General features: G+C 56.1%; 14 protein-coding genes. 7 read left to right on the top strand and 7 right to left on the bottom strand.

The annotated features are described in order from the left end of the window. Positions 1–124: 124 nt before the first annotated feature. The 5 genes from creD to PZA18_RS00050 form a co-directional block, all read right to left on the bottom strand. On the bottom strand, positions 125–1,510 hold the full coding sequence (creD, locus tag PZA18_RS00070) for a cell envelope integrity protein CreD (protein WP_284098726.1): 1,386 nt from the start codon (positions 1,508–1,510) through the stop codon (positions 125–127). 91 nt (positions 1,511–1,601) lie between these two features. Further along, positions 1,602–2,618 (bottom strand): transglutaminase domain-containing protein, encoded by a 1,017-nt coding sequence (locus PZA18_RS00065; protein ID WP_284098725.1) that lies wholly within the window; start codon positions 2,616–2,618, stop codon positions 1,602–1,604. Between the two features lie 306 nt (positions 2,619–2,924). Then, complete coding sequence (locus PZA18_RS00060) at positions 2,925–4,835, bottom strand: S8 family peptidase (protein ID WP_284098724.1); 1,911 nt, start codon at positions 4,833–4,835, stop codon at positions 2,925–2,927. Positions 4,836–5,228: 393 nt separating this feature from the next. Beyond that, entirely contained in the window at positions 5,229–6,116 is an 888-nt protein-coding gene (locus tag PZA18_RS00055) for a DUF6502 family protein (protein ID WP_284098723.1), read from the bottom strand. Positions 6,117–6,193: 77 nt separating this feature from the next. After that, positions 6,194–7,099 (bottom strand): LysR family transcriptional regulator, encoded by a 906-nt coding sequence (locus PZA18_RS00050; protein ID WP_284098722.1) that lies wholly within the window; start codon positions 7,097–7,099, stop codon positions 6,194–6,196. Between the two features lie 120 nt (positions 7,100–7,219). On the opposite strand from PZA18_RS00050, the gene PZA18_RS00045 reads away from it, so the two are divergent. Together PZA18_RS00045 and PZA18_RS00040 are read left to right on the top strand one after the other, a co-directional pair. Next, positions 7,220–7,513, top strand: a complete 294-nt coding sequence (locus tag PZA18_RS00045) for a putative quinol monooxygenase (RefSeq protein WP_284098721.1) — start codon at positions 7,220–7,222, stop codon at positions 7,511–7,513. Between the two features lie 97 nt (positions 7,514–7,610). Continuing rightward, a complete protein-coding gene (locus PZA18_RS00040; protein ID WP_284098720.1) occupies positions 7,611–8,633 on the top strand; it encodes a zinc-binding alcohol dehydrogenase family protein in 1,023 nt (340 codons plus the stop codon). Positions 8,634–8,683: 50 nt separating this feature from the next. On the opposite strand, the gene PZA18_RS00035 is transcribed toward PZA18_RS00040, so the two are convergent. Then, on the bottom strand, positions 8,684–9,265 hold the full coding sequence (locus PZA18_RS00035; RefSeq protein WP_284098719.1) for a hypothetical protein: 582 nt from the start codon (positions 9,263–9,265) through the stop codon (positions 8,684–8,686). A gap of 379 nt (positions 9,266–9,644) precedes the next feature. On the opposite strand from PZA18_RS00035, the gene PZA18_RS00030 reads away from it, so the two are divergent. The 3 genes from PZA18_RS00030 (at position 9,645) to PZA18_RS00020 (ending at position 14,031) form a co-directional block, all read left to right on the top strand. Further along, positions 9,645–10,211, top strand: coding sequence for an RNA 2'-phosphotransferase (locus PZA18_RS00030; protein ID WP_284098718.1), 567 nt, complete (start codon positions 9,645–9,647; stop codon positions 10,209–10,211). Between the two features lie 526 nt (positions 10,212–10,737). Continuing rightward, a complete protein-coding gene (locus tag PZA18_RS00025) occupies positions 10,738–12,948 on the top strand; it encodes a M9 family metallopeptidase (protein ID WP_284098717.1) in 2,211 nt (736 codons plus the stop codon). A gap of 321 nt (positions 12,949–13,269) precedes the next feature. Beyond that, on the top strand, positions 13,270–14,031 hold the full coding sequence (locus tag PZA18_RS00020) for an AraC family transcriptional regulator (RefSeq protein WP_284098716.1): 762 nt from the start codon (positions 13,270–13,272) through the stop codon (positions 14,029–14,031). Here the strand turns inward: PZA18_RS00020 and PZA18_RS00015 are convergent. Then, positions 14,028–14,642 carry a 2-hydroxychromene-2-carboxylate isomerase gene (locus PZA18_RS00015; protein ID WP_284098715.1) on the bottom strand — a complete coding sequence of 205 codons (615 nt, stop codon included), beginning with the start codon at positions 14,640–14,642 and terminating at the stop codon, positions 14,028–14,030. The two genes, PZA18_RS00020 and PZA18_RS00015, sit on opposite strands and share 4 nt — an antisense overlap. Before the next feature lie 330 nt (positions 14,643–14,972). On the opposite strand from PZA18_RS00015, the gene cysK reads away from it, so the two are divergent. Both cysK and epsC read left to right on the top strand, forming a co-directional pair. Beyond that, positions 14,973–15,950: a cysteine synthase A gene (gene cysK / locus PZA18_RS00010; RefSeq protein ID WP_284098714.1), complete on the top strand. Its 978-nt coding sequence runs from the start codon at positions 14,973–14,975 to the stop codon at positions 15,948–15,950. After that, on the top strand, positions 15,947–16,912 hold the full coding sequence (gene epsC, locus PZA18_RS00005) for a serine O-acetyltransferase EpsC (protein ID WP_308447308.1): 966 nt from the start codon (positions 15,947–15,949) through the stop codon (positions 16,910–16,912). The genes cysK and epsC overlap by 4 nt, the downstream gene beginning before the upstream one ends. Positions 16,913–17,249: the final 337 nt, after the last annotated feature.

Genomic DNA, 17,249 nt, shown 5'->3' with positions numbered 1-17,249 from the left:
GGCAGGGGCGGAGGATTCCCCCCCTGCGGCCGGCATTCTCGAACAAAAACCGCGCAGATTACCGCGTGATTGCGTCCGGGCCAAGTGATTGTTTTGTCGCCACCATTTTCTGTTGGAAACGTGCTTATTTTTTGGGCATTTCGGGCAGCAGGTCCGCCTCATTCAGACCGTCACGGGAGGATGCCTCGTTACCGCTATCGGTGTTGATACGGTACCAGTCAAGATGGCGGGTCAGCACCATGACCAGCGTGAGCAGACCAAACAGCAGCAGGGCGCCCATCAGCAAGGCTTGATCTTCAGACTGCAGCAGGCTGTAGAGCATGCCGTACAAGGCGGTCAGCAGCGCCCCGAAGCCGACGCCGCCCCAGCGGTGGCGCAGTACGTGGCGAACGTACAGGCTGTTTTGCAAGACGCAGGCGCTTGCTGCAACCAGATACGCCAGTACGAATGGCATGTGCTCGGCCAAGGACAGCAGCAGCAGAAAGAACAGGGCCAGCGACATGCCAACCAGCCCATACTGGACCGGGTGAACGGCCACGCGGCGCAGGACTTCGGTCAGAAAAAACGCTCCGAACGTCAGAAACACAAACAGGAAGCCATATTTCACGGCCCGGTCGGTTTTCAGATAAACATCCACCGGTTCGATCAGCTTGACCCCGAAACGTGCTTCTTCAAGTTTCTCGCAATGTCCTTCCAGGCACTCGTCAAAGCGTTCCCGGGCGTTGGTCGAGAACCAGGATGTACGCCAGCGTGCTGCAAAGCCATCGGCCGATGGTGGCGGACTGCTGCTGTCGGGCAGATAGGCGCCATAGTAGCTGGGGTGCGGCCAGCTGGAACGCAGGGCGACTTCGGTGTCCCGACCCAGCGGCAGGATCTCGATGGACCCCATGCCGTTCAATAACAGATTGAACTGGAAGGCCAGGTTGCCACCGGCCGGATCCAGTGCAGGCAGTGGCGCGTGAATGCCACTACCGAACTGGCGCATGCGGGTGCCCGGCATGAAGGCATACGATTGCCCGGCCCATTGCAATACCGGGCTTTGCTGAATGCCGCGAATATCGCGGATACCCAGGCTCAGATAGGGCGTTCCCCATTCCAGCTCGGCGCCACGGGCCAGACTGGCAAGGTTGGGAACCGTGTAGCTGCCAGCGAGTGCGATATCGGCCTTGTAGCCCAGGAAACGGTAGATGCCACGCTTGCGTTGCTCGGGATTGAGTGGGCCGCCAATCGAGAGTTTCTCGGGCAGCAAGTAGTGCGCCTTGTCGATCCACTCTTCACGCTCGGCATTGCTGTTGCGGTCGACGACTGTGCGCTTCTCGCGGTAGGGAAGGACCAGCACGGGCCCGCTGACAGTCTGGCTCCCCCCTTCGCCCAACGAAAGACTTTGCTGGGCCGATTCACGGTAGGCCATGCGTTCGGATACCAAACCACTGACGAGACTGAGGGGCACCAGCAGGATCAGCGCCAGAACGCCAATCGCCAGCATTTTCAGAACCAGAGCTTTCTGCATGGTCGCAGCTCCATAAAGATGAACATGCGACCACCTTAATCAGCGGATATGAGGGCTTGATGCGCGCAGGATGAGCTTTGTGTGAAGGCTGCTAGCGGATGCCGCCCGCGTAGAGCGGCAACCATTCGGGTTTGAGGTTGCCAAGTTCCAGGTTGCGCCGCAGGGTGATGGCGTTGTAGAGCGTCTGCGATAGCGCGGGTGGTTGGGTGCGCAGTCCATCAAGCAGGTCGATGCTGGCCTGCCAGGGGTCGGTTGCGGTGGAGGGGGGGAGGCCGGGCTGAGTCAGGGCCTGCTGAAAGCGCAACGCGCCAGCTTGCAGCGGTGGTAAGGGGACGGGAGTGGTCGGAAGCGGGGCGTTGACCAGACCGGCTAACCGGGCTTCGACATAGGCCCGGCGTTGTTGTGCGCTGACGGGCGGCCTCGTTTGCAATGCAACCGGGCTTGATGCCGCAGTGGGTAAGGCTGCCGGGGCTTGTCCGGTCAGGCGGGCCAGCAGGCGGCCTTTGATTGCCGCCCAGTCGAGGAACGGAAAAACCGTCCATGGCCGGCCACGATGAAAATAGCGGGCTTTGACATCGTGGTAACCCCAGTACGCAATCTGCGTATCGCTGATTTCATGCGCACTGAGAAATTGGCCTTGCTGATAGAAACTGGTGCCGAGCCACGGGTCCAGCAATACCCAGCGCTCTCCGAGTTTGACTTCGAGAGCGGTGTGCGGCGAGGTGCCCTCATCGTTCAGCAGTTCTAATAGTCGGACCTGATAACCCTGGGTCCAGAGCAAGGTGGCGGCGACGGCGGCTACCTGATCACAATAACCGTAACCCCGCACAACAATGCCCAGCATATTGTCGCTGACCAAAGGTTCGGCCACCGCAAACTGCGGGCGTATCTGCAGATGTGTCCAGTTGACGACATGATTGATGAACTCACTCTCATTGGCTGAGGCTTGTTTCAAGCGGCTACCCACCTGATGCAGCACCCGGACCGACATCAACCTCTGGGTGATTCCGATTACCGGATTGCTGTCTGTGGAATCGCTGGCATGCAGGGCCAGTCGATCAAGGTGCTGCTGCCCGTAAAGGGCTACCCCCAACAATACAACACTCATCAGCGAGATAAGCCTGCGCAGAATTCGGTGTTGTCCCGGCGGTCGTTGCATGCCTGTCATGAGGATACCTGTGTGCCAGTTGGTCTGAACCGGAACATCTTGCTGCCCGCATTGGCGATAAAACAAGATCAGTCTAAAGAATGATATGTAACGAATCCGGGTAAAGCGTAAACATTTGTAACGGGGGCGTTCTTGAGGCGTAACAAGCAAAAAAATGGCGCCCGAAGGCGCCAAAATGGAGGGTCAAACGATGACGGCAGGGCGTGTTGCAAAGCCCTGTCGGGATGGCACAGGTCTGTGCGGGGTTTAGCGACGGTAGCGCATGGCCTGGCGAACGGCGGCTTCGGCATTCAGAAAGCCCCAGCCGGATTTGTTGTCGAAGCTGTAATCAAACATCCAGGGCGTGGCGTAGGGGTCATCCATATCAATGGTTGAGCCGACGGTCAGCATGGTCTTGACCATGTAGGCAGGCAGATTCATACCCGCAGCACTTTGCATGAGGGCCACTACGCCCGCAGCATGGGGGGCGGCAGCCGAAGTGCCCTGGAAGTTGGGTAGGCCGTCACCGTCCCGATCAATACCGAAAAAGCTGGTGTTGGCGCGATGTGGCGAGCTGAAGTCCGGCTTGCTGGTGGGGATGGCACGAACCGGATTGCCGTTGGCGTCGCGGGTCGGGGCAAAGCCGCCGACCGCCGATTTTTCCCAGGGGCGAGGGCCGGTGGGCAGGTTGATCTGGTCGTAATTGACGGCCCCTACGCTCAGGATCTGCGGGGCATTGGCATGTCCGAGGATGGTGGCGGAATTGAAATGCGGGCGACTCAAGGTTGCCGAAGGGCCGTCTTGTTCGTAGACCAGTACCTTGAATTTGCCAGGATTGTTCCCCTTGCTGCCCGACCAGCGGCCGAGGCCGAGATAGAAGGTTTCTGACTTCTGTGCATTGCCCGGCAAAGAAGGGAACAGTGTTTCAATGGCATCACCGTTCAGGTTGCCGGTGGTGCTGGAGAACACCACATTGCGGCCCTGCGGGTCGCTGAACCAGAACATATCAAGGTCCGAACCGGCGCCTTGGCGATTCTGGCTGACCGAGGCAAAGGGCTCGTCCCACTGCAAAATAATGGCAATGGCTGAGCCAGGGTGCAGCGTAATCGGGATGGTCTTCGCGCCATTGCCCCAGTCGTGCAGACGCCAGCTGTCCCACAACCCGAAGCCGCCATCACGCAATGGGCCGTGGATTTCTGACTCGGGCAATGGATTGAACACACCTTCAGCTGAGTTATTGGCTTCATTGCCGGCAGATGTGAGGGTGACCGCATTGTTCTGACGCATCACATCGCTGGCGGCGCGGGCAATCGGGCCTTCCTGAAACCAGGGTTCGCCAAACCAGGTGAGATCATCAACGATGACGGTTGCCCCGGCCTTGGCCAGTTGCCGGATGCCTTCTGCATGGTCGAAATGGTTCTCTGCCCCATAGAAAGACAAGCTGGCGCCGGGGGCGATGTCATGCACGATTTCCAGCATGGCGCGCCCTTCATCGCTATTGATGGTGCGAGTACTTTCTTTCACTACCTTTACTGCAGTCAGATAGCCATTCGGGTTGCCAGGGCCGGGTAGTTCACCCGCGGCAATCCCCTTGCTTGCGCCTTGGTGTCGATCATAAGAGTCACTGATCACGCCGACATTGGCCCCCTTGCCATCGACCTTGAAGCGCGCGCGCGCCCGATCGCTGGCCTGGCCCGCATCTCCCTGAGACACCACGCTTTTATTGGTCTTGCCGCCAAGCGCCTGACGAACGAAGCGGGCCTGCGTCAATTTCTCAAGATTGCCCAGTGCGGCCGGTGGTATCAGCCCGGTCAGCAGATTGCCGCTCTGGCGCAGCTGAATGACGCCGGCAGCGGTCAGCTCACGCAGCAGCGCCTCGTCTCGGTCTTTGGCCATGGCTTCGATACGTACCCAGCCATTTTCCAGAGGCGGCAGATTCAGAACCACGCCAGGTGCCGGCGGCGCATCCGAAGCGATCTGGGCGGCTGCCCGGGTACGTACCGGGTTGGCTTGCTTGCTGAGCAACTGCAGATGCGTGTCCATCACTTCGCTGCGGCGGATATTGGCGAGTGATGCCGATTGTGGTGTCAGCTGAATCTGATCGGCAGCGTGGGCGCCGCTGATGCTGACGCTGAGCAGCGACAGGATCAGTGCGATACGGGTGGGGCGAAATGTCATTTTGGCTTGTCCTTCTCAATAAGAATTGTGTGTGCATTTTTGCTCACTGCTTGGTGCTGACCTCGGGCAAAGTCAGCAGCCATGTCTCGATGCGGCTTTACGTAATACTCAGTATCTTATTGTTTATTTGAAGGCAAAGTACTCAAGAGGCAGATGGCTTGCCTAGCTATACTGACATAAACGAAATGCGATTGGAATATTTTGTGAGACAAAATGTTCATTTTTGGATGAGAGGGGAGAAAACATCCAGCAATGCCAAGCCGTCAGGCGGCCCGCAATAATCGGGCCACGCATCGGTGTTTTCACAACAGCAGCAGGGGAGGCAAAGCGTCAACAGAGCCTGGCAGGAAGGGGGAGGAGCTGACGGGGCGGGGGGAGGTAGCAGGAACCAGATCAGGCGGGTTGCGAGTCATCAAGCATGAGCATTGGTTCATTCCCCATTTCGAGGTACCGGTAGATGACGCCCAGAAACACCCGGTAGTTGGCATCGGCCTTGCCCGCGTCCAGTGTCTCGAACTCGACAATCATGCGGTTGAGGTCATCCAGTATCGGCATGATCTGGTGGGTGGCGGCCAGGTAAACCTGCTGGGCGGAGGTGTGGGTCATCCGGTGCCCATAGTCACAGGAGAGCAGGCCTCTGACGGGTTGCTGATAGCTGACTTGCGGTGAGCGCTGGGCGATGCGCAGTGCCTCGTTGACCATCTGGGCGGCGATGCGCAGGGTCAGGGTTTCATCACCGCGACGCTTCAGATGACTGTTCTCATCGGTGCTGACAACGCGATCCTGATCGTCCAGCACCGCCAGCTGTAACCGCAGCCATTCATCCAGCACAGTCCGGGGCCGGACTTCCTGGCTGAGCGATTCCACCAGGGCATCCCACGAGACTTCGCCGCCGGCATGGCGGGTTCGAGGCAGGGGTTTGCGCTTGCCGTTCTCATCCAGAAACTGTGGCAACGAGGACCACTGCTGGCTGATGCGCCAGTTCAGGCTGGGCTTGGGGGGCTCGGGGGGGCCGGCTTCGCGCAGCTGACGCACATCCCGCCGTGACAGGCCCGTCAGGACAGCAATCCGGCTGTCAGAGTTCGGCTTGCCTTTGAGCGGGGCGTACTGGCGCGCTTCATCAAAAAAGGCGTGCTTGCTCATACTGGCGAACGTCTGGTGGGTGATTCCGTAGCTGATGGCGGCCCTGGCCAGGGCGCCCAGGGCTGCCTGAATGAAGTGCAAAGCTTCCGCATCGGCAACGGTGTCACCACTAGGCGTATCTGGAGAAGTTTGGGTCATGGCACTGAGGGTTGAGTTGGTGTTGAGTCGGGAGTGGTGACAGCCTATGCGATCCGCTGCGGGCCGACAAACAAGGCTTAGTCTGCCAGACGGCCAGCCAGTCCATAGTCTTCAATGAATTGCAGCAGTGCGGTCAAGGCGGCCGAGAGCTGGCTGCGGCTGGGGTAAATCGCGTAATAGTCGGTCGGCACGGGCGGGCGGTGACGCAGGACGACCTGCAGCTGCCCTGACGTCAGCTCCTGTCGGCACAGAAAGGCCGGCAACATGGCAATGCCGGCGCCTGCCACGGCAGCTTGCCGCAGATGACACAGGCTGTTGCTGCTGAGGTTGCTGGCAGGCGGGGTGAACAGGGTGGACCCGGCTTCCGAGGTCAGCATCCACTGTGACAGTGAGCTATGCAGCAGGCATTGGTGCTGGGCCAGATCGGCCGGCTCTTCAGGCTGCCCGCGCTCGGCCAGATAAGCGGGCGCGGCCACCAGTACACGCCGCACCTGGCCGATTTTGCGCGAGACAAAGCTGGAGTCGTGCAGGCGGCCGGTGCGAAAGGCGAGGTCGATCCGATCTCCGATCAGGTCGAGGTGGGTGTCGGTAACAATGCTATGCACCGAGATCTGTGGAAATTCCTTGCGGAACGCCGCCAACATTGGCGGGATCAGGGTCAGGCCGGAGGCTTCGGGCGAAGTGATGCGCAAAGCCCCTGCCGGGGCGTCCCGCAGCTGCGAGATGGCGGCATCTGCCGTACGGGCGGCTTCGAGCATGGCCTGGCAGTGTGTCAGATAGACCTGCCCGGCCTCGGTCAGCGAGAGTTTGCGGGTGCTGCGCTGCAGTAAGCGCAGATCAATGCTCTGCTCCAGCTCGGCCAATCGCTGGCTGACCGTGGACTTGGGCAGACCAAGCTGGGTCGCGGCGGCCGTAAAGCTGCCGCACTCGACAACGGTGGCAAAGATGGCCATCTGGTCCAGTTTCAGTAACGGGCTGCTCATGGTGATTGTTCGCCATTGCGGATAGTCATTCCAAATTATAGGGACTAATCACGCCAATCATGACGCTCTACACTGCGCTGCATCGAATCACCGAACAACGAATCGCAGAAAGGAAACACCATGAACGCACTGACCGTCGTCGCCACCATCATCGCTAAACCCGGCGCAGAAGCCCAAGTCGAGCAAGCATTGCTGGCGCTGATTCCTCCAACCCGTAAAGAGCCTGGCTTCATTCAATACGACCTGCATCGTCATATCGAAAACCCTGGCGTGTTTGTGTTCTACGAGAACTGGGAAAGCCGTGCGCTGCTGGAGCAGCACCTGCAATCGCCACATCTGGCCGAGTTCATCGCCAAAACCGAGGGCCTGCTCGACACCCTCGATATCAAGATGATGCATCGCATTGGAGCCTAAGGATTGCTGGGCGCGGGAACGATGGGGTCACCACCAATCCTGCGCCTTATCGACTGCCTGATTTGAACCCAGACCCGAATTTTGAATAGGAATTGCCATGAAAGCCGTTGCCCTGACCCGTTACCTGCCGATTGACCACCCTGAATCCCTGATCGATGTCGAATTGCCCAAGCCGGCAGCACCTAAGGGCCACGATATTCTGGTCAAAGTTGAGGCCATTGCCGTAAATCCGGTTGATTACAAGATTCGTGCCCCCAAAGACAAGGTCGAGCCTAGTCCCAAAGTGTTGGGCTGGGATGCGGCCGGCGTGGTGGAAGCCGTAGGGGAATCGGTGAGCCTGTTCCGTCCTGGCGACAAGGTGTATTACGCCGGGGATTTGACCCGCGCTGGCAGTAACGCCGAGTTCCAGCTGGTGGATGAGCGCATTGTCGGCCGTATGCCAACCACGCTCGATTTTGCTCAGGCAGCCGCTTTGCCGTTGACCAGCATCACCGCTTGGGAAGCATTGTTCGACCGACTCAAGATTGATCGTGCGGGTGCTCACCGTGGCAAGACTTTGCTGATCATTGGTGGTGCCGGTGGCGTGGGCTCGATTGCCATCCAGCTGGCCAAACAAGCGGGGTTGACCGTCATTGCTACAGCGGGTCGGCCGGAGTCGCGGCAGTGGGTGAAGGAGCTGGGCGCCGACCACACGGTGGCGCACGGCGATGCCTTGGTCAGCGCAACGCGTGAAGCGGGCTTCAAGCATGTGGATTATATTTTCTGCGCCAGCGACACCGAGAGCTACTTCGATGCGATGGTCGAGCTGGTGGCGCCGCAGGGTGGCATTGTTACAATTGTTGAAACCGAGCGGAATCTACCGCTGCATGGACTCAAGCTGAAAAGTGCTTTCTTTGCCTGGGAATTGATGTTCACCCGCTCAATGTTCCTGACCGACGACATGATTGAGCAGCACAAGCTGCTGAACGAAGTGGCGACTTTGGTGGATAACGGCACCTTGCGCACCACGCTGGGTGACGTGCTTGGCCCGGTCAATGCGGCCAATCTCAAGCGTGCGCATGCATTGCTGGAAGACGGCAAAGTGATCGGCAAGCTGGTGCTGCGTGGCTTCGGCGACTGATCTTCGCGGTGATTACGCATGATGCAAGCCCTTGGGAGACCAAGGGCTTGTTACCATTTGCAGCCTTTGTCGCGCACGGTATCCAGCACTAGCGGCACCACGGCCAGCAAGCCAAAGCCCGAGTAGGCCTCCTTGCAGTCGGCTCGAACTGACTTCTGAAAATCTTTGGCAAGTTTACTTTCCTGTTCCGGCTCGGCTCGGGCGAGTGCCGGGTGAGCCTTGGGCTGGCGTGCCGCCTCCTCCCGCACCAACGCGGACGCAGTTTTGCGGGCCGCATCTAAATCAATGGCGGGTGTCGCATCGGTCGTCGGCGGGGCCTCGACTGGAGGATTGCCGGTTAGGGCCGGCATGGTTGATATGGGAGCGCTGGCCTGACGGGAGGGAGGGATCTTGCTCGGTCGGCGTGGGTGCGGTGTCGGCGTTGTCAACGTCGTCGATGCAAGCCTGGCGGGCTCTGCCGGACGGCTTGCCGGCACTGCGGCTGGTTTGGGTTGTAGCATGACCTGCAGCCGCAGGGTGTCAGGGCGGCCCTGCCGCCAGCTTGGTCCTTGCCAGATCAACGCCAAGCCATGCAATAAGATGGCTGCTGTCACACCAGCAAGCAGCGGTCCTCTTCTTTCGTTCCACGCCATGCACTCCGCCCCCGTTTCTGTTGCCGATGGATTACCGCCGCTCTGGCAAGACCGGTCGTCCAGGCCAGGGTTCCCGAATCGCGTATGATCAAGCGCACGCCGCCGCGTTGTCTGTTCTTGGAACTGTTGCCTCCTCGACAGCCAGTCCACTTGAACGGGGCGTCGGCGCCAACGCGCCATTTGGAATTCGATTCGGGCGGCTTGGTCTGCTTGGTGCCAGTGGCGCTGGTCAGATTGCATGCCACCTAAGTATTTCGTGGACGACCGCGAGACCGGGTGCAGCCGCCACGGCAGACTCTCAATCTGGTCATTGATGCACTGACACCCTGCGGGCAGGGTCGGCATCAAGTGAATGCACAACGTCATGAATGAGTAAGGAATGAATAGCAAACGAGAAAATCATCAACGCACGGTCAGCAAATTTCTCAGCCTGATCCTGCGACATCAGCCGGGTTCGATCGGGTTGACACTGGACGCCCAGGGCTGGGCGGATGTGCCGCAGCTGATCAAATGTGCTGCCAGGCATGGCGTACAGCTCTCCATGCCTCTGCTGCGGGAAGTGGTCGCCAATAACGATAAACAGCGATTTACGCTGGACGAAGAAAATCAGCGGATCCGGGCCAATCAGGGGCACTCCGTCAAGGTGGATCTGGGGTTTACGCCAAAGACGCCACCAGAGTTCCTCTATCATGGCACTGCCAGCCACACGGTCGAATCCATTCGCCGTCATGGGTTATCACCGCAATCACGCCTGCATGTCCATCTTTCGGCAACCCGTGATACCGCCCGCACAGTGGGGGCTCGTCATGGTAAACCGGTGGTGCTGACCATCAAGGCGGGTGAACTTGCCCAAAGCGGCCACCTTTTTTATCTGTCCGAAAACGGTGTCTGGCTGACGGAAAATGTGCCGGCCAGTGCCATCTACTTCCCCGACCCATCAACCTAAGCCGGGTTCTGCCCCAAACGCCACCCCGGCCTGTCGAGCCTGTCTGGCCGGGCCATCCTTGCTTGCCCAGCAGGCCCTGCTTCTGCTGGACGCCTACACCATCTGGTGTTGACCAATTAAACAGACTTACAGCCAATAGAACGTGGCGAACCATTGCTGGAATGGTGCGCTGCGGCTCGCTTTGTAATCAGCGACTTGCGCCATTCCCCATCCTTTTGTCGGCGCAAATGCAAGGTCGCCTCTTGGAAATTTTCAACGCCTGAGCGTGGAATTTGTGCAATACAGATTCCCGCCCATCCGCCATATTGCGCCAACAATAATAATTTAATGTTTCTGTAGAGCTTTTGTCGGGCGTAGTGCCGAATTAAATGACGCATTCGCGTAAGCAGTAAATACAATAAGGGCAAATGCCCCCTCTACAAGGAGTGGCCTGGAGAATGGTAATTATCATCCATTCCCGGCTGCAATCATCGCAATCAGGAGAAATGAATCAGCGTATTGCGCTGCATTCATAAGGAGTATTCACATGTTCGTCAGATATAAAATGAATTTCCTTTCGTTGTGCCTGTTTTCGGCATTTTCCAGCCAATATGTAATGGCGGAGCAAATTCCACATCAATATGATACGGAAAAATTGCCTGCCCATTCTCATGGAAAGTTGAATCAGCCTGATGCGCCGCATTTGCGACAGCTAATGCCTCCCAATGAGCAGCAATCGCATTTTAGTCTACCGGAAATAAGTCGGCAGAGTTTCGCTGCGGTAGATTGTCCAGATGTAGATAAAATTGCAAGTTATAGTGGCACTGCCTTGGCAGATTATTTGGTTTCTCTACCAAACTATGAATGCACATACGGGCTGTTTTCTGCGAACTCCAGTCAGCAGGCAAAAATCTATACATTGGCAAATTATCTTGCTGTAGTGAATAGATTAGCTGCCGAGGCGGCTAGTTATAATGCGACAACCAGCGCGGTTGATAACCTGGTACTGTTCCTGCGAGCAGGATATTTCCTGGCGGATAGCAATCCGCCTTCAACCCAGGTGCGCGATGCAATCCGGCCCGCCCTCAAACAGTTGATGACCGGGTCAAATTTATTTAAACCTAATCCAGTTGCACGTTCTACTGCTCGTGAAGTCATGACACTGGTGACCAATATGCGGGATGAAGCTTATTTCCTGCCTTATGTCAGAGATCTGGTCGTGCGTTTTACCAATTCGAGCAATAACCCCAACGCAAGCGATGTATTTAAATATTACGATGGCGATGCGGGCTTCACGGGGATTCTGACCATATTTTATTATGCGCAATGGCGGGACGATGCCAAGGCTGTGCTGGTATCTGATCTGTCTTACCTCAATGCCTTAAATGGCATTCTCACCCAGAATAAATCAGCCTTGCTTGATGCCAAGAAAGCTTATCAATTGAACGATACCGCTAACGAGGCTTTCCGTTTCATGCAGTACCCCCAGACACGGAATCAAGCAAAAACCTACGTTAAACAGACGCTTGCCAGTAGCAGCATGATGGGAGTCGATTCCGATTTATGGATTGCGGCTGCACGCGCAGTGGATTATTACGACAGTGCCAATTGTGCGGAATATGGCACATGTGGCTATCGTACAAAGATTGAAGATTTGGTGTTGAAGAATCGCTATACCTGTAGCCCGTCAATCAAGATTAAAGCGCAAGATATGACGGAGGATCAATTCAAGCAGGCATGCAGTCTATTAGCGCAGGAAGAAGATTATTTCCATGCCATGCTGCAAACAAATCGCAAGCCGGTGGCGAATGATAATAATACAACGCTGGAAGTCGTTGTGTTTGATGACTATACCAATTACGACAAATGGGCTGGAACGCTATTTGATATTTCCACCGACAATGGTGGAATGTACCTGGAAGGCGATCCGGCTAAAGTAGGCAATCAAGCCAGATTTATCGCACATGAGGCATCCTGGCTGCGGCCTAAATTCAGCATCTGGAATCTTGAGCATGAATTCGTGCATTATCTGGATGGCCGATTCAATATGTATGGTGATTTCTCGAAATCTACAACCGTGCCAACGGTTTGGTGGATAGAGGGGATTGCGGAGTATCTGTCACTGAAGAATAACAATCAAAAGGCCATTGATGTTGCGAAGAAAGGGACTTATAAATTAAGTCAGATATTCCAGAATACTTATGGTATGAGTGATTATGTGCCGCGCGCATATTCCTGGGGATATATGGCGGCACGATTCATGGTTGAGAAGCATCGTGGCGACGTGAATGCGGTAATGGCAAATTTCCGCTCTGGCGATTATCAATCCTATCAGAAATATATGAGTGATATTGGCAGTCGCTACGATAGTGAGTTTGCATCCTGGGTGAGCACCGCAACAACCAGTGGTACACCGCCTTTGCCGGATGATGTCAAATGGTGTGAGAGTCAGTTTGAATTGAAAAAGGGCTGTGCGATTAAAGTGAGCGCTGATAATGTCGGTTATCTGGCACTATTTGTACCGTCGGGCGCCCGTAACTTGGTCTTTACCAGTAAAGGGGGTAACGGTGATATGGATATGTATGTTGGCCGTGGGTATTACCCGACTAATATGCGATTTGACGGTAGATCCATAGAGGATGGAAATGTCGAGAAAGTGACGATTTATTTACCAGCCGGCAATACCTGGTATTACCTTACATTGCCTGCCAAATCACCTTACGCAGAGGTCAGCGTGACCGCGACGTATGTGCAGTAAATAAGGACGGCATTTCCTGGTGTGGTGGCTGAGAACCGGGAGTGCGGTGGGACGGGGGCCTGACTCCGAATCGGGTGCCTGCTAATGCGATCGCTGACGGAGGTGGGTCGGGGATCGGATTTCTCTGTCTTGAATATGAGCCGACTACATTTCCTTGAAGTAGTCGGCCATTTTTTTGGATACAGTGAATAAGGAGGCCGGCGAGCGGGTCAGAGGGACGAAGTGGCCGCCGGATTGTGCAAGAGGCATGGCTGGAATGAATTGATCATCCAAATACAACCAGAATTTCCAGCCAAGGATGGGACTAAGGGAGATGGTGCGATGCAGATTGATCTGGAAAGCCGTTCCTTCAAGCGGCATGTGGTTTCTGATCTCAGTGATACTTTGTTTGCCCAGACATTGTTTGATCGCCTGCCGGATATTGTCTTTTCTGTCAAAGACCCGGAAGGACGGTATGTGGCGATCAGCGAAGCCTGCGTGGATCGCTGTGGCTTGCGCGACAAGCGAGATGCGCTGGGCAAGACGGCTTACGATTTGTTTCCGTCAGTCATGGCAGATCGCTATGCGGCACAGGACAAGGTGGTGTTCGCCAATGGCCGACCCGTGGTAGATAACCTCGACCTGACCATGTATCGCGACCGTCGCCCTGGCTGGTGCCTGTCGAGCAAGGAGCCGCTATATGACCGCTACGGTCGGCTTATCGGTTTGATTTGTCTGTCCAAGGATCTCACCGAGCTGAGTCGGGAGGCGTTTATTGACGAACGCTTTGCCGAAACGATTGATTTTATTCAATCCAATTATCACCGGCAGGTGTCGCTTGAGGAGTTGTCGGATATTTCGGGTTTGTCGATTGCGCGGCTTGACCGGCGGATGAAGCGGGTATTTTTGATGAGTACGGGCCAGTTCGTACGCAAAACCCGTTTGGAGGCTGCGTTGATGGCGCTCGCACAGACGAGTCATCCGATTGCCGAGGTGGCACTCGATTGCGGTTTCTTCGATCAGAGCGCGCTGACCCGCCAGGTCAGGCAGGCGACCGGGATGAGCCCGAGAGAGTATCGGCAGCTGCAACAGCGTACGGCTTAGAGCCGCCCTGCCTGCTTGGCTTGTGCAATGGCGTCATCCAGGCGGTCGTTGCCCCAATACATCTCATCTCCCACGAAAAAAGTTGGGGCGCCAAAAATTCCCAGATGCTGCGCTATGGCCACTTGTTGCCGTAGCCGCTGCTTGTTTGATTCATCTCCCGCAGCCACTACAAGGGCGTCGGCGTCGGGTACCAGTCCGTGCAGCGCGCTGACTACATTGCTGCGAAGGCTGATGTCCTGATCGGCTTCGAAGTTCTGCCGCATGATTGCCCTGCAGTAGTTGCGAATCCACGGCGTATTCTCCCCAAGCATGGCGACTCGCGTGGCGAGCAGGGCGTTCCTCGGGAAGAGTGAAGGTTTGTGGAAAGGTAATCCCTGCTTTTCGGACTGGCGTTGCATGTCCCGCCACATATAACGCCCTTTTTCTGGGTGAGCGACAAAGGGCGAGGTGTCATAACCCAGCGCCTTGAAAATCGGTCCGAGCAGAAATGGTCGGTAGATGAGCGTAAGCCCGGCCGCAGCGGTCAGCGCGTCTATCCGCATCATGCTCAAATAGCTGTAAGGACTACCAAAGTCGAACCAGAATTCGATGCAGGCTGGATTGGAAGCCATGATGATTTGGCCGCAACTGGGCGAAGGGTGATTACCTAATATATATAGCGTGCCGCAGCGACCTCAGTCAGCTGCTGGCTCATATATTGCCAGTGGATATATCGAAGGTATTTTTATTTACTTCTCACTATGCCAAACCCCCCATATGTTGGTTTGGTGCGCCTGAATCCGGCTCTTTGCCTGCGTACGATCATTGCCCGGAAACTTGCGGTGCAAGATTGAACCTTTTGCCCGAATCCCCGTATAACATCGGTGTTATAGGCCGCTACACTTTGGGTGGTCGTGTAATCGGATTCCTGGCCAAGCATATCTATTAATAAGGGAAAGAAAATGCCTAACTGGTACGAAGACAATTCACTCTCAATTGGCAAGACGCCGCTGGTGCGGCTCAATCGGGTTACTGATGGCGCCGGTGCCACCGTACTCGCCAAGATCGAAGGGCGTAACCCCGCCTATTCAGTGAAGTGTCGGATCGGTGCGGCGATGATCTGGGATGCGGAGAAGCGCGGCCTGCTCGGGCCGGGTAAAGAGCTGGTCGAGCCAACCAGTGGTAATACTGGCATCGCGCTGGCGTTTGTTGCTGCGGCCCGTGGTATTCCTTTGACTTTAACTATGCCCGAGACCATGAGCATTGAACGCCGTAAGCTGCTGTTAGCTTATGGCGCAAAGCTGGTACTCACCGAAGGCGCAAAGGGTATGAGTGGCGCGGTTGCCAAGGCGGAGGAAATTGCAGCATCCGATCCAGATCGCTATGTCCTGCTGCAGCAGTTCAAGAATCCGGCCAATCCAGCGGTTCACGAGGCGACGACAGGCCCGGAGATCTGGAATGATACCGACGGCAAGATCGACATTCTGGTGTCGGGCGTGGGGACGGGGGGGACGATCACAGGGATTTCCCGCTACATCAAGCAGACTCAGGGCAAGGCGATTCAGACGGTGGCTGTTGAACCTGCCGCCAGTCCTATCCTTACCCAGTCCCGTGCTGGGCAGCCACTCCAGCCTGCTCCACATAAAATCCAAGGCATTGGCGCCGGTTTTGTCCCTCAGGTGCTGGATCTATCTCTGGTCGACGCAGTGGAAACCGTTACGAATGACGATGCCGTTCGTTTTGCGCGTAGATTGGCCCTGGAAGAGGGGATTTTGGCCGGGATTTCCTGTGGCGCAGCAACTGCCGCAGCTGTGAAGCTGGCCCAGATGCCTGAAAACGCCGGCAAAACGATTGTGGTAATTCTGCCCGACTCTGGTGAGCGCTATCTCAGCTCCATCCTGTTTGAGGGTATGTTCGATGCAACAGGGATGCCCTTATGAGCAAACATGGATTATCCCAAGCCAGTTACCCGTCTATGGCGCATAACTGGAATCTGGATCAGGTGGTGAGTCAGCTGCGCATGGTACGTACGGCGTGGCGCGATAGCCAGCGCGGTAATTCGGAGCGGGGCGATAGGGAATTGCCTTCACCGGAAGCGCTACGCGACATCATTACTCATCTACGTGGAGCGTTGTTTCCCATGCGGCTGGGACCAGCCGATCTGCGCCGGGAAACCGAAGATTATTATGTCGGCCACACGCTGGATGCCGTATTGAATGCGCTCTGGCGCCAAGTGCGGCTGGAGTTGCGCTATACCGCAAGACAGCAGAACGACGCCACTGAGCACGAGATAGATGCTCGGGCAGTAGACCTCGTCAGACAATTTGCTGCGGCTCTACCAGATGTTCGCAGCATGCTGGATACCGATGTGCTGGCTGCCTACGCCGGCGACCCGGCTGCGCGAAGTGTTGATGAGGTCCTGTTGTGCTACCCAGGGATGCTGGCAATCGTTCATCACCGCCTGGCCCATGTGCTGTATCAGCTTGGTGTGCCAATGCTGGCGAGATTGGTTGCAGAACAAGCGCATTCCGCAACAGGAATCGACATTCATCCTGGTGCCACAATTGGACGCGGATTTTTCATCGACCACGGTACTGGCGTAGTTATAGGCGAGACAGCCATCATTGGTGAGCGTGTGCGTCTATACCAAGCCGTGACTTTAGGCGCCAAGAGCTTCCCTGCTGATGCAGAGGGGAATCTGCATAAAGGTCAGCCTCGTCACCCTATTGTTGAAGACGATGTGGTGATCTATGCCGGTGCAACAATCTTGGGGCGTATTACGATTGGTGCGGGTTCAACTATCGGGGGGAATGTCTGGCTGACTCGGAGCGTACCTTCCGGTAGCCACGTAACCCAAGCCCAGTCCTTACAGGAGCGCTTGCCGCCAGCATCTGGCGAATAACGACATATATTATTAATTGGCTGCACCCAGACCCGACTTTATGTCGGGTTTTTTTCTATCTAAACGCAGTCAGGTTGTCCGATAAGTCAGAGTTTATTGTTGGATTGCTGCTTTTTGGTAAAAATCTTCCTGATAAATTTCTTTATAAATCAGGAGTTTGATGAATTGCTGAAAGATATTTTGGTATGAGGTGTTGACGAGTTCAGGGGCGGGGCGTATAGTTCGCTTCCTCTGCTGCTGACGCAGCGAAACGAAACGGGCAACCGGGAAGTTTAGCGATAGTTAGTCAGGCCAGCAAGTGTTCTTTAACAAGATACAGTCGATAAGTGTGAGTGCT

It is taken from the genome of Parachitinimonas caeni, assembly GCF_030129945.1.
GTDB lineage: Bacteria > Pseudomonadota > Gammaproteobacteria > Burkholderiales > Chitinimonadaceae > Parachitinimonas > Parachitinimonas caeni.
The sequence above is the reverse complement of the archived record's forward strand: the minus strand, read 5'-3'. Positions and strand labels throughout refer to the sequence as shown.

Bases quoted from the DNA above. Each gene is read 5' to 3' on its own strand.
- PZA18_RS00040 (WP_284098720.1), top strand. From the start codon at position 7,611: ATGAAAGCCGTTGCCCTGACCCGTTACCTGCCGATTGACCACCCTGAA.
- PZA18_RS00060 (WP_284098724.1), bottom strand. From the start codon at position 4,835: ATGACATTTCGCCCCACCCGTATCGCACTGATCCTGTCGCTGCTCAGC.
- creD (WP_284098726.1), bottom strand. From the start codon at position 1,510: ATGCAGAAAGCTCTGGTTCTGAAAATGCTGGCGATTGGCGTTCTGGCG.
- PZA18_RS00050 (WP_284098722.1), bottom strand. From the start codon at position 7,099: ATGAGCAGCCCGTTACTGAAACTGGACCAGATGGCCATCTTTGCCACC.
- PZA18_RS00035 (WP_284098719.1), bottom strand. From the start codon at position 9,265: ATGGCGTGGAACGAAAGAAGAGGACCGCTGCTTGCTGGTGTGACAGCA.
- PZA18_RS00015 (WP_284098715.1), bottom strand. From the start codon at position 14,642: ATGGCTTCCAATCCAGCCTGCATCGAATTCTGGTTCGACTTTGGTAGT.
- epsC (WP_308447308.1), top strand. From the start codon at position 15,947: ATGAGCAAACATGGATTATCCCAAGCCAGTTACCCGTCTATGGCGCAT.
- PZA18_RS00030 (WP_284098718.1), top strand. From the start codon at position 9,645: ATGAATAGCAAACGAGAAAATCATCAACGCACGGTCAGCAAATTTCTC.
- cysK (WP_284098714.1), top strand. From the start codon at position 14,973: ATGCCTAACTGGTACGAAGACAATTCACTCTCAATTGGCAAGACGCCG.
- PZA18_RS00055 (WP_284098723.1), bottom strand. From the start codon at position 6,116: ATGACCCAAACTTCTCCAGATACGCCTAGTGGTGACACCGTTGCCGAT.
- PZA18_RS00045 (WP_284098721.1), top strand. From the start codon at position 7,220: ATGAACGCACTGACCGTCGTCGCCACCATCATCGCTAAACCCGGCGCA.
- PZA18_RS00025 (WP_284098717.1), top strand. From the start codon at position 10,738: ATGTTCGTCAGATATAAAATGAATTTCCTTTCGTTGTGCCTGTTTTCG.
- PZA18_RS00020 (WP_284098716.1), top strand. From the start codon at position 13,270: ATGCAGATTGATCTGGAAAGCCGTTCCTTCAAGCGGCATGTGGTTTCT.
- PZA18_RS00065 (WP_284098725.1), bottom strand. From the start codon at position 2,618: ATGAGTGTTGTATTGTTGGGGGTAGCCCTTTACGGGCAGCAGCACCTT.